This is a genomic window from Calditerricola satsumensis, from assembly GCF_014646935.1.
In the GTDB taxonomy this organism is placed as follows: domain Bacteria; phylum Bacillota; class Bacilli; order Calditerricolales; family Calditerricolaceae; genus Calditerricola; species Calditerricola satsumensis.
Window position 1 is genome coordinate 1 of the sequence record NZ_BMOF01000063.1, and the last position, 11,349, is coordinate 11,349.

General features: G+C 59.4%; 13 protein-coding genes. 3 read left to right on the plus strand and 10 right to left on the minus strand.

Features of this window, described 5'->3' with window-relative positions:
* Positions 1-217 precede the first annotated feature (217 nt).
* On the plus strand, positions 218-1,447 hold the full coding sequence (locus IEX61_RS11130) for an MFS transporter (RefSeq protein ID WP_188818094.1): 1,230 nt from the start codon (positions 218-220) through the stop codon (positions 1,445-1,447).
* A 117-nt stretch (positions 1,448-1,564) separates the two neighbouring features.
* Here IEX61_RS11130 and IEX61_RS11135 read toward each other — a convergent pair whose 3' ends face one another.
* The 9 genes from IEX61_RS11135 to IEX61_RS11170 all read right to left on the minus strand — a co-directional run bounded on the left by IEX61_RS11135 (position 1,565) and on the right by IEX61_RS11170 (position 8,801).
* Entirely contained in the window at positions 1,565-2,131 is a 567-nt protein-coding gene (locus tag IEX61_RS11135) for an aspartate/glutamate racemase family protein (RefSeq protein WP_308423735.1), read from the minus strand.
* A gap of 12 nt (positions 2,132-2,143) precedes the next feature.
* Positions 2,144-2,314, minus strand: a complete 171-nt coding sequence (locus tag IEX61_RS12735; protein WP_306302962.1) for a hypothetical protein — start codon at positions 2,312-2,314, stop codon at positions 2,144-2,146.
* Between the two features lie 137 nt (positions 2,315-2,451).
* A complete protein-coding gene (locus IEX61_RS11140; RefSeq protein ID WP_083462871.1) occupies positions 2,452-2,781 on the minus strand; it encodes a cupin domain-containing protein in 330 nt (109 codons plus the stop codon).
* The gene (locus IEX61_RS11145; RefSeq protein ID WP_188818096.1) at positions 2,778-4,529 is read right to left on the minus strand and encodes a hydantoinase B/oxoprolinase family protein; all 1,752 of its coding nucleotides are present in this window, start codon (positions 4,527-4,529) and stop codon (positions 2,778-2,780) included. The genes IEX61_RS11140 and IEX61_RS11145 overlap by 4 nt, the downstream gene beginning before the upstream one ends.
* A 25-nt stretch (positions 4,530-4,554) precedes the next feature.
* Positions 4,555-6,597, minus strand: coding sequence for a hydantoinase/oxoprolinase family protein (locus tag IEX61_RS11150; RefSeq protein ID WP_188818098.1), 2,043 nt, complete (start codon positions 6,595-6,597; stop codon positions 4,555-4,557).
* A gap of 35 nt (positions 6,598-6,632) precedes the next feature.
* Positions 6,633-7,175 carry a cupin domain-containing protein gene (locus tag IEX61_RS11155; RefSeq protein WP_054669816.1) on the minus strand — a complete coding sequence of 181 codons (543 nt, stop codon included), beginning with the start codon at positions 7,173-7,175 and terminating at the stop codon, positions 6,633-6,635.
* A gap of 168 nt (positions 7,176-7,343) precedes the next feature.
* Positions 7,344-7,691, minus strand: a complete 348-nt coding sequence (locus IEX61_RS11160; protein WP_054669819.1) for an MATE family efflux transporter — start codon at positions 7,689-7,691, stop codon at positions 7,344-7,346.
* Between the two features lie 2 nt (positions 7,692-7,693).
* Positions 7,694-7,891 carry a hypothetical protein gene (locus IEX61_RS11165; RefSeq protein ID WP_229725852.1) on the minus strand — a complete coding sequence of 66 codons (198 nt, stop codon included), beginning with the start codon at positions 7,889-7,891 and terminating at the stop codon, positions 7,694-7,696.
* 73 nt (positions 7,892-7,964) lie between these two features.
* Positions 7,965-8,801 carry an NADPH-dependent FMN reductase gene (locus tag IEX61_RS11170; protein ID WP_229725853.1) on the minus strand — a complete coding sequence of 279 codons (837 nt, stop codon included), beginning with the start codon at positions 8,799-8,801 and terminating at the stop codon, positions 7,965-7,967.
* A 124-nt stretch (positions 8,802-8,925) separates the two neighbouring features.
* Between IEX61_RS11170 and IEX61_RS11175 the strand changes: the two genes are divergently transcribed.
* Positions 8,926-10,077 carry an ArsR/SmtB family transcription factor gene (locus IEX61_RS11175; RefSeq protein ID WP_157057653.1) on the plus strand — a complete coding sequence of 384 codons (1,152 nt, stop codon included), beginning with the start codon at positions 8,926-8,928 and terminating at the stop codon, positions 10,075-10,077.
* Complete coding sequence (locus IEX61_RS11180) at positions 10,074-10,259, plus strand: hypothetical protein (RefSeq protein ID WP_188818102.1); 186 nt, start codon at positions 10,074-10,076, stop codon at positions 10,257-10,259. Before IEX61_RS11175 ends, IEX61_RS11180 begins: the two co-directional genes overlap by 4 nt.
* On the opposite strand, the gene IEX61_RS11185 is transcribed toward IEX61_RS11180, so the two are convergent.
* Positions 10,241-11,203, minus strand: a complete 963-nt coding sequence (locus tag IEX61_RS11185; RefSeq protein ID WP_054669827.1) for a DUF8814 domain-containing protein — start codon at positions 11,201-11,203, stop codon at positions 10,241-10,243. The genes IEX61_RS11180 and IEX61_RS11185 overlap by 19 nt on opposite strands.
* Between the last annotated feature and the right edge of the window lie 146 nt (positions 11,204-11,349).

An 11,349-nucleotide genomic window follows, 5' to 3' on the forward strand; every position in this document is an offset into this window, starting at 1 on the left:
TAAGATTTCGATGTGAGTGATCCAGTCTCCCTTCGGTTAGATTTTAGCTGAGCGATTGCGGGTCATTTACTCTTTCCAAGTTCCATGTTAAAATAGATGAGTTTGAGACCCCCATACTTCCTTCCGACATGGCGCTTTCGCTCAACCGGAGAGGCCATCACGCAACTCGGGCTCAGCTGAGATTTCCCTTTCACCAGACACCCAGGGGGATTGTAAGATGGAACAATTGCTTCGCAATCGCGTCGTTCAAGTTACCGTCCTGTCCACGTTATTCTTGCAGATCGGGGTTTGGGTACGGAACTTCGCCATTCTCCTGTTTGTTGTTGACCAGACCGACGGAAACCCGATCGCCGTTTCGATGATCTCCATTGCCGAGTTTTTGCCGATTTTCCTTTTTTCCTTTATCGGTGGCGCCTACGCGGACCGCTTGCGACCAAAACGGACAATGATCTGGTGTGACGCGTTGAGTGCCGTAACCACCCTCCTCGTGCTGATCGCGATCCTGTTCTTTTCGTGGAAAGCCGTATTCTTTGCGACCCTCATTTCCTCTATTCTCTCCCAGTTCTCCCAACCTTCGGGAATGAAGCTGTTTAAGATGCATGTTCCGGCGGAACTGACGCAGATGGGGATGTCGTTGTATCAAACGGTCATCGCCGTGTTCATGATTTTTGGTCCGATCCTGGGCACGGTCGTCTACGAAACGTTCGGCATCCACGTGGCCATCGCCATCATGGGGGTCGCCTTTTCCTTGTCTGCGGCGGTCCTGTTTGGGCTGCCGGAAGACCGCAAGAAGGAGAAGACCGAAGACCAGTCGATTTTACAAGACTTGGCTGCTGGGATTCGCTACGTGCTCTCCCACAAGCCGTTGACGCTGCTCAGCGGATGCTTTTTGTCTGCAGGGCTGGCGCTGGGGTTGACGCAACCGCTGGCCGTTTTCCTGGTAACCGAACGGCTGGGGCTCGAAAAGGAGGCCTTGCAATGGCTGTTGACCGCCAATGGAATCGGGATGATTCTCGGAAGCGCGGTGGCAATGGCGGTGTCGAAGGCGCTCGCCCCGCAACGGCTGCTGATGCTCGCCATGGCCCTCATCGCAGTGGGCATTGCAGGGGCGGGTCTCTCCACCATGCTCTGGCTTACCCTACTGCTTGAAGTGCTCGTCGGAATTGCCATCCCGTCGCTCCATATCGCCATTAGCACCATGATTCTGCAATTCACAGAAGAAGCCTTTGTCGGAAGGGTAAACGGCATCCTCAACCCCCTCTTCATGGGGGGAATGGTGGCCACGATGAGCATTGCCGGGGTCCTCAAGGCTCAGCTGCCGATTGAGGTCATTTATGTTTTGTCCGCGCTGCTCTTTTTCCTCGGCTCCCTGTTCCTATTGCCGATGATTCGGTTGCCGGCCGCGGCCAATGCACCGGAAACCTTCCCATCGAAGGACCAAGGCTGATCGCTTTTACGCACAGGGATTTGCCACCCATCTCAAAGGGGCGCCCGTCGCCCCTTTTTCTTTTTTTGCGAGACGCGCCCCTCTTCCACACCCATGCGCGCCGGTAGACAGCGTTGTTCATCGGCAGGGCCCAAGGATAGCCCAGGAATTCAGTTCACTCTCCGGAGGCCCTTCATAGCCCATTCGCTTGCTATGCCCCCAGCCCAACTGACGAAGTTTCACCAAAAACTCAGCAAACTTAACCGGAGCCACGACCGCGTCCACGACCGGTACGCCGATTTCCTGCTGAATCTCCTGGTAAAACCCGAATTCCGCCGTGCAACCCAATACGATCACGTCGGCGCCGTCCCGTTCAACCGCCTCGCGGGCCGCTTCCAAAATCCGCCGTTTCGTTTCGGACGGACACGTCTGGAAATCATGGACGCCCATATTGAGGACCTTAAATGCGGCTAATTTCTCTTTGTACCCGTATTTGTGCACGTTTTCCTTCATCTCCGGGATCCATTTCTGCCGCCCCACCAAGATGGCCATCGATTCACCCAGGGTAGCGGCAATGCGGAGGCAGGCTTCCGCGGGAGCCGTGACGACCATCCGCTGGGTTAGCTCCCGCGCGGCCCGCAGGCCGGGATCGTAGAAGCACCCGATCACGGCCGCGTCGTAACCCTGTTGCTCCGCCCAGCGCACGGTTCTGAGCAACTAGGGCATCATCCACATTTCGTAGCAATTGTACTCCAAATGCGTAGGGCCGGGCGGGGGAAAGGAGACGACGTTAATTTCCGTGCCCGGTTCTTTGACCGATTCGAGATAGATGCGAATCGGCTCGTCGTACACATTCGTCGCGATGGGATTGATCCACAAGAGCTTCATGGTATTCACCTCCGAGTGAGCTTGCATGGAAAACCCAGTCAACCCGACAAAAGGATCAATGCAAGATCTCGCCTTCGGTTTCCCGCAGGAAAAGAGGGGGAGTTGCTCCGTCCCGAGTCCGCACAATCAACCAAATGTTATCGCCGAACCAGCGCCCATACGATTTCAAGGGGCTCACTGCCGTCGTTCCGCGCCCAATGGGCCGCTCCGGCGGGAATGAGCAGTCCGTCCCCGGGATGAAGACGAACGGTTTCCCCTTGAACGTGAACAAGAGCCGTTCCTTTCACCACATAGGAGTACTCGTCACAGTCGTCGTGCACGCTTACGCCGCTTGCGGGAATCCGGTCGCCAGGGGAGAGTACCGCGATCCCAAAGGAAGCGCGTCCACCCGGCACGTCTCCTTCCGCAAACAGCGTGGTCACCGGCGCATCTGCATCTTTCTCGGGTTTTCGCGCGATGCGCATCATCCATTCGCCTCCCGTGCGGCGCGCTGTGGCGTCACGCCTTCCACGGCAAACGTCTCCGGGTTGACCCGCACGCCGTACAGGTCGCGGGCCTGCTCCACGGTGATGTATCCGTTTTTCACGTCCTCGGCCACCCGCTCCGGCGGACGGTTGAAGGGATCGCCGTACCCGCCGCCCGTCGCGGTGATGAGCCGCACCACATCGCCCTTGTTCAAGGGCAGCCGCGCACATTTGCCAAACGGCCCGACGACGGTGCCGTCCGTACGAATCACCTGGATTTCGTTACGAGACCCTTCATGGCCGCCGCTCACGCCCCACGGCAAGTACTTGTGGCGGCCAAAGGTGGCCGTCAGAAACTGCCCGTCCGTCAGCGCACGGTAGGCGCGAATGACGCCACAGCCGCCGCGCCACTCGCCGGCCCCCGCTCCGTCGGTGCGCAGCGCATACTCCTCCACCAGCACGCCATACCGCGTTTCGGCCACCTCCACCGGGACGTTGTAGGTCTCGCCGTCGCCGATGCAGAATTGGCCGCTTTGCCCGTCCATGCCCCGGCCGGCCCCCCAACCGCCGACAGACGGCTCGACGATGAGGAAGGGTTCACCGGTGTCGGGATGCGTGCCGCCGAGAATGACGGCGCAAACCGACAAGAGATGGCCGGCGGTAAGGCGATCGGGAAGAACCGGAGCGAGCGCCTTCCAGATCACGTCCGCCCCAAAGTTCAACGATTCCCAATACGTCGACACGGGCGCCGGCCGCTTGGCGTTGAGCACCGTCCCTTCCGGTGCGATCACCTTGAGTGGGCGAAACACGCCGTCGTTCACGTCCTGTGAAGGATTGGTGATGGCCAAAAACACGGAGCGCACGGCGGAAACCAGTCCCGTATACGAGCAATTAATGGGGCCCGGTACCTGTGGATCGGTCCCGGTAAAGTCGCAGATGAATTCGTCATCGGTAATCGTCACCTTCACCTTGACGCGGATCGGTCCGTTGCCCAGCCCGTCATCATCAATAAAGTCTTCCGCCTCAAAGACGCCTTTCGGAAGTTTGGCCAGTTCCCGGCGGGCCATCTGCTCCCCGTAGTCGAGGAGGTAGTCGATCGACGCCTTCACCGTTTCCTTCCCGTATTTGGCGCACAGCTCCTGAAACCGCTTCTCCCCGGTCCGCAGCGCCGCCACTTGGGCCCACATGTCGCCCAGCGACAGGTCCGGGAAGCGGACGTTCGCGGCAATGATCTCCACAATCGCTTGGTTCAGTTTGCCTTCCTCGTACAGCTTGACGCAGGGGAACTGCAGCCCTTCCTGGTAAATCTCCGTCGAATCGGTCGTCCACGATCCGGGGTCCTTGCCGCCCACCTCGGTCCAGTGGGCCTTGTTGGCGGCAAAGGCGAGAAGCTCGCCGTCGACGAAGATGGGCAGAACCAGCCCGACGTCCGACAGGTGCGACCCGCCTCCACCGTAAGGATCGTTGATGAGGAACACGTCCCCCGGCTTGATGTTCCCCGTCGTGCCGTACTTGGCCAGCGTTTCCTTCACCATGAAGGTAAGCATGCCGATGAAAAGGGTAACGCCGTTGCCTTGGGTGAGCAGCTGCCCCTTGGCGTCGGTCAGCCCGCTGGCAAAGTCGAGCACCTCGTAAATGATGGGGCTCATCGACGTGCGGGCCAAGGTGTAAAACATCTCCTCGCCGATGGCGATCAACGAATTCTTCACGATTTCCAGCGTAAACGGATCCACATGCGTCGTGTTCGCCACTGTTGGACACCTCCCCGTTAGGGCATCACGCGCCCGTTTCCACGATCAGGTTGCCGTACGGATCGACCTGCAGCGTCTGGCCGGGATAGAGCACCGTGGCCGTTGTGGGTTCTTCCACAATCGCCGGCCCTTCGACCATCATCCCCGGGCCCAGGCGGTCGCGCTCGTAGAGCGCCGTCTCCACCCAGCCGACCTCCTCGAAATACACGGGTCGAACGCCTTTCTTGGCATCCTCCACGCTTCCGGAAGCGGGCGGAAACTTGGCCAGTTCAGGCTTTTGCACCCGCCCAAAGGCCACCACGTGGACGTTGACGATCTCCGTTGGCATGTACTCGAGCTTAAAGGAGTACCGCTTTTCGTGGGCCGCATGGAAGCGCCGTATCACTTCTTCCACGTCCGCCGGGGTCAGGTTGCCGCCCGGAACCGGCACCTTTACCGTGTGCTCTTGGCCCAGGTACCGCATGTCCGCATGGCGCACGAACACCACCTGGTCGTCGGCAAAGCCTTGTTCACGGTACCACTGGAGCGCCTCGTATTCCATTTCGTTCCACAAGGCGTTCCATTTGTCCAAATCCAGATCCTGCACGCGCCGGATGTCCGTACGCAACCAGTCACGGCGCAAATCGGTCATGAGCATGCCCCACGCGGAGAAGACCGATGCGGCCACGGGAACGATCACTTTCTTCACGCCCAGTTCCCGGGCCAGGGCTGTGGCATGCAGGGCCCCGCCACCGCCAAAGGCAACCAGGGCAAAGTCGCGCGGGTCGTACCCTTTGCGGACGGAAATCAACTTCAGCGCGTTCAGCATGTTGGCGTTGGCGATACGCAGGATCCCCAGCGCCGCTTCCTCCACCGACACACCGAAATGGCGGGCGATCTTCTCGTCAATAGCACGGCGTACCGCGTCCATGTCCACGGGCATGTGGAAGTTCGCCGGATTCAAGCGGCCGGTGACCAGGTTGGCGTCCGTGGTGGTCGGCTCGGCGCCGCCTCGCCCATACGCCACCGGCCCGGGAAACGCCCCTGCCGATTGGGGTCCCACCTTCAACGCCCCGGCCTCGTCAATCCAGGCGATGGACCCGCCTCCGTTGCCGATCTCGACAATGTCCACCACCGGCACCTTGATCGGGTACCCGGCGCGCCGCTCATCTCGCTCAATGCGGTATTCCGTCGTGATGGTCACCTCGCCGTTGTCCACCAGCGAACACTTGGCCGTCGTACCGCCCACGTCAAAGGCGATCACATTGGGCTGGCCCAGCAGTTTCCCCAACATGGCAGCACCGAAAATGCCGGCCACCGGCCCCGATTCCACCATGTTAATGGGGGTTTCCTTTGCCTGGGCAAAGGTGGTCGTTCCACCGTTGGATTGCATGATGTACAACTTTCCAGGAACACCCATGTCCCGTAGTTTTTGTTCCAGGCGGTCCACATAGTTGGCCGCAATGGGCTTGACATAAGCGTTCAACACGGTCGTGCTCGTCCGCTCATACTCACGCCATTCGCGCGTCACCTCGTGCGACGCGGTAACCGCCACCTCAGGCCACCGCTCGCGGATCAGCGCCACGGTTTCGCGTTCGTGGGCGGGGTTGGCGTAGGCGTGGAGGTACGCCACAGCTACGGCCTCGACTCCCTCTCGTTTGAAAAATTCGACAGCGCAGACAATGTCGTCACGATTCAGCGGGACCAAGACTTCCCCTTTGGAATTAATGCGCTCCTCCACCTCGAACCGGAGATAACGCGGCACAAAGGGAACGGGCTTTTGGTAGCGCAGGTTGAACAGGTCGGGGCGGTTCCCCCGGCCGATTTCCAATACGTCGCGGAAGCCCTTGGTGGTAAGCAGCCCCGTCTTGACTCCCTTGCGTTCCGTCAGGGCGTTGATGATGACCGTCGTCCCGTGGATCAAGGTGGTAACGGAACGCGGGTCAATGCCCGACTTGCGGAGTACGTTCACCACCCCCTCCTCAAAATCAGGAGGCGTGGTGTCGGTCTTGGCCATGCCCACCCGGCCTTGGTCGTCCAGATACACCAAATCGGTAAACGTACCGCCGATGTCCGTTGCCACGCGCATGGTGCAATCCCTCCCTCGATAACCGAAGCGGACTTTTAAAAAATCGCAGGTGTTAACACGCACAGCACCCGTGCCGGCTGATCGGAATCGTTCCGCCACGCGTGCGGGATGGTGGATGGAAAATGAATGGAATCACCAGCCGAAAGCTCATAGGGGGTATCGTCCACCACCAGGGTAATGCGCCCCTCCAGCACAAAGTAGAATTCTTCTCCGGGATGGGAAAAGGGCGTCTCTTGCGCCTGACGCGGCGCCAATTCCACCAACAGCGGCTCCAGGGCGCGGCCGGCAAATCGGCCGCTCAACCGCACGTAGTTCGCCGGCGATCCCTCGATTCGAAACGGTTTGCGCTCTCCGACCCGAACGACGTAATTCGGATTCTCTTCGGTTTGAAAAAACGTGACAATGGGAACCTCAAGGGCCTCGGCAATTTTCTGCAACGAGGTGATCGCCAGGGAACTGGATCCGCGCTCCACCTGCGATAAAAATCCGATCGACAATCCGGTCCGCTCGCTCAGTTCTTTCAGCGTCATGTTCTTGGACTGGCGCAACTCCCGGATCTTGCGGCTGATCTCTTCCATTCGGTCCTCCTGAATGGATTTTGATATGAGTAAAACCATTTTAGTTTGACTAAATTATCAGATGTAAAAGAGGGTTATGTCAAGATGAAAAACTCGGCCCATTCGCTAGGCCGAGCAAACACGGTATTCGGCTGCAGTACTCGCTCATCCAAGGCTGTTTTGCGCATATCAACGACCGCGACTCCACGCCATCAATCTCGGCACATACACCCCAAGGACAACCGAACGCATCAGGGTAAACAACAGAAAGGACAGCCACATCCCGTGGTTGCACCACAGCGGCACGAACAGCCAGAGGGACGCCAGGTACACGGCAAAAGCCGCGAGGAGGGCGTTACGGATGGGCCCCGTCACCGTTGACCCGACGAACACGCCGTTGAGCAAGAGACCCCAAAAGCCCACCAAGGGCCAGAACACCATCCATCCCCAATGGGCAAGGGACACCTCCTGCACCTCAGGCTGTTGAGTAAACGCAGCCACGATCCCTTCGCGAAAGGCCAGGTGAACCAGCGCCAATATCAGGGCAACGCCAACACCCCATTGGGCCGCCCGTTTGACGGTTTGGTCCAACAATGCCGAAACGCCAGCAGCAAGAGGCCGAGACCCAACGCCAAGACGAGCGGGCGCAGAAACGCAAGCCGCAGCTCCACCTTCTCGTCAGATCCGTACGCCTGCGCGGCAAACCCCATTGTCCCCATGTGCAAGAACCCAAACAACCAATCGTTGCAAGGCCACGGTGTTCACGTCATCGTCCCTCCCATCCCCATCGCGCGCATGCGCGCTGTACGCTCACCTCAACCGCTCGGCAAACACGACCAGCTGCTGCACGAAATGGCGCAACCGTTCCTTGACGGTCGGATCGACGAGCCGGTAGCCTCCGCCTTCCTGCGCATAGTCGCCATCGCACGTGGCCACCTGGATGGGGATGGCCACGGCCAAAAGGCCGCGGGCGACAATTCGCAAGTGATCGAGCGGCTGTGTGCTGCGCATTCCGCCGCTGTTGGCCACGAGGCCGACGGGCTTGTTGCGGAATTGGTCCATGGTCAGGTGGTCGAGGGCGTTCTTCAGCGCGCCGGAATACGAGTTGTGGTAGTTGGGCGTCCCCCACACAAAGGCGTCGGCCGCATCGGCCAGCTGCACCAGGCGCCTCACGTGGGGATCCGGATGGTCGCCGGGACGACGGTGATACGCCGGGTCACACGGCGGAAGCGTCGTTTCCGCCAGGTCGAAGAGGTGCACCCGACACCCCCGCTCGTGAAGGAGCGTCGCCACCTCATCCAACAGCGCCCGCGTGTGCGATGGATTACGCAGGCTGCCGGAAAGGATCAGGACGTTCATGCGCTCGCCTCCTGTTCTTCGCAGGTTCAACCGGCTATGCCGCGAACAGGCGGCCTCTTCTCCTGCACCCTTGCGCGCCACAGCCCCACGGTTGAACCGGTCCACCACGGCCCCGCCCATCACCCCGAGAACCAGATAGGGAAGGGTGGTCACAAACAGCACGAGCCCCGCGCCGAACGCATGGCGGCTCACCTGGAGCGCCAGAAGCGTCAGCACCAGCGTATAGAGCGAGGTGCCGAGATGGGACAGGGCGTCGGCCAACCACAGGAGCTTGAGGTTCCGGTTCATGGTCGCCCCCCTCTCGCTCCGCACGGCGCCGTGCGCGCAACCGGTTGCATCCCCATCGTAACCAACCGCCTCGAAGCGTCACAACGTTTTGACGAAAACGGCAATCGGTTTGGAGGTCTTCCCGATGATTGACGTGCATCTTGGCGATCAACCGGAAGAAAAGATCCGGTTCACGTATTCGCCGCTCGGGGAACTCGTTCACGCGCTGGGCGCCCTCGTCAACCCCAAGCGGCATCCGCTGCACCTCCGCTGGATCCTCGCGCAAAAGGCCGCGCTGCCGCGCGACCTGTGGCGGGAAATCCGCGTCCTCTCCTTCGCCTACAAAACGTGGCAACTGGGCCTGTTCAGCCCGACGCCCGAAGACGACCTGCTCACGTTCGAGGATGAGCTGACGCGCGTGGCCACCCTCCCCCTCCCCCGGTTTGTGGAAGAGGTGGGGCGCGCCTTTACGCCCATGGAAGCGGAGCGGGATTTCACGGCCGAGGAAATCCTCGGCGACCCCATGGCCCAGCAGACGCTGCTGAAAGAAGCGCGGCGGCTCAGCCCGCTGTATGAGGAGCCGGCCCAGCAGCTGCTGGCTGATCCGGAGGCGCTGCGCGCGCGGTTTCTGCGGCTGTTGGCGCGGTTTTGGGAGGAGAGCTTCGCCGCGGAATGGGAACGGCTGGAGCCCCTCTTTCTTGCCGACATCGCGGAAAAGGGCGAGCGGCTGCGCCAAATCGGCCTGTACGCCTTCTTCCGGGAAACCTTCCCCGACTGCGTCGTGCACAAGCACGAAAACATGTTGCGCTTCCGCAAGCGGTACGAGGCCGTTGTCGACCTGGACCAGCACGACCATCTCCTCCTCGTGCCGAGCTGGTTCACCTGGTCCTTCTCGCGCGTGGAGTGCGACCCGCCGTGGACGCCGGCCATCATCTACCCGGTTGTTCGCCATGACCTGGCCCTCCGCGCGCCGCTCCACCGGTGGGAACGCGTGTATGCCGCCCTGGCCCACGAGGTGCGGCTGCGCATTCTGCACCTCTGCTGGCAGGCCCCGCGCAGCACGCAGGAGCTGGCCCGCCTCCTCCACCTGACCGAAGGCGCCATCTCGCGCCACGTGCACCAGTTGCTGGACGCCGGCCTTCTCGTCGGCAAACGGCAGAGCTACTATGTGATGTACCGGACGGCGGGCGAGCGCCTCCGCGCCGTCGCCCACGCCCTGCTTCCTCTCCTCCATCAGCCGCTCCTGAAAGATCCGCCCGCTCCAACGCACGCGACAGAAGGAGGATGCCAGCCATGACGGTGCGCATCGTCGCCGACGAGGACGTCCCCGAAGAAGCGGTCCTGCGCGGGATCCAGCGCTTGCACGGGCACACCCACCCCCGACGCGAGGGGGGGTTACGAAAAACAAAGCCCCGCAGGAAAGGCCACCGTTGCCCTTCCGCTGCGGGGCTTTTTTTTTCTTATGGCAAGTCACTGTAACGAACCCACACCCACGCATTCTGCAAATAACCCAACCCAAGCTTGGCCGCAACTTGCGGGGTAAGATCAACGCCCGCCGGATTGGTTACCGTTCGGCCAAATTGGTCTTTCCCGCCATTGTATCCTCGGAAATAAGCCGCTTCAGCCTCCGGTTCACCCAATGCCAAATCCGTAAACTTTCGTCGGGGATTGGCGTCGTCCGCTGCATCCCAATAATTGTCGTCTTCATTCCACGGGCCTACTTCCCGAACCAGCACATCAAGAACAGCTTTATTCGTCGGTTCGTAATAAACATTCGCCGTATACGGCGGGTTCTTGTAGTAAGGTTCAATGGTATCGGGAATGTTGCCCCACCTCCCGAGATTAGCAAACTTCACATATTTGTCGGGCAGTGCAATCTCATTTTCAGTATATCCGTTATATTGTGTCGCATAGACCAGCTCACGATCGTCCGTAGCCATTATTCCTATTTCTTCCTTTGCTTTCTTTCGCTTTTCCGCCAACCAATTTAGGCGATATGTTTTCTCATCTTTCCACCACGCTTTGATCCATTTGCGGAATTCATTGTACTTTTTCCCTAACAGAACTTTGACTTCTTTGTCGATACCTGCGAAAATTTCGTTAACGTTCTGGTTAAAAACTGCCGTATTTTTGTGATGTTTAGTCTTTACAACTTGCTGGTGTTCTTGCAACGCCAGTTCCTTTAATTTTTCCATTTGCTCATCCGTCAAGCCCAAATCCGATTGCAACTTTTTGACATCGGCCTCAAGCTTCTCATCCGCCGTCCACAACAGATAGTTGAGGACTTCTTTTTGTCCCCAGGGATCTTCCTCGTTACTCAACGCTGCGTTGCTCGGTACAGCCAGAGCGAAATGACTCGGAACAAACGCTACAGCAAGTACAAGAAAAACCGCCAACAGAAGGGAATTCGTTTTTCTTCTCATGATAATCCCTCCCTTTTCCTTTTTTCTTTTACCTAGAACGATGAGAAGAAATATTTCATTTTCACCTCCTTAATTTCAATAGATTAATGGCCCCTAGCTGACCCGCACCACTTTCGCAGACGCTTCGGCCTCCTGAGCGGCACGCC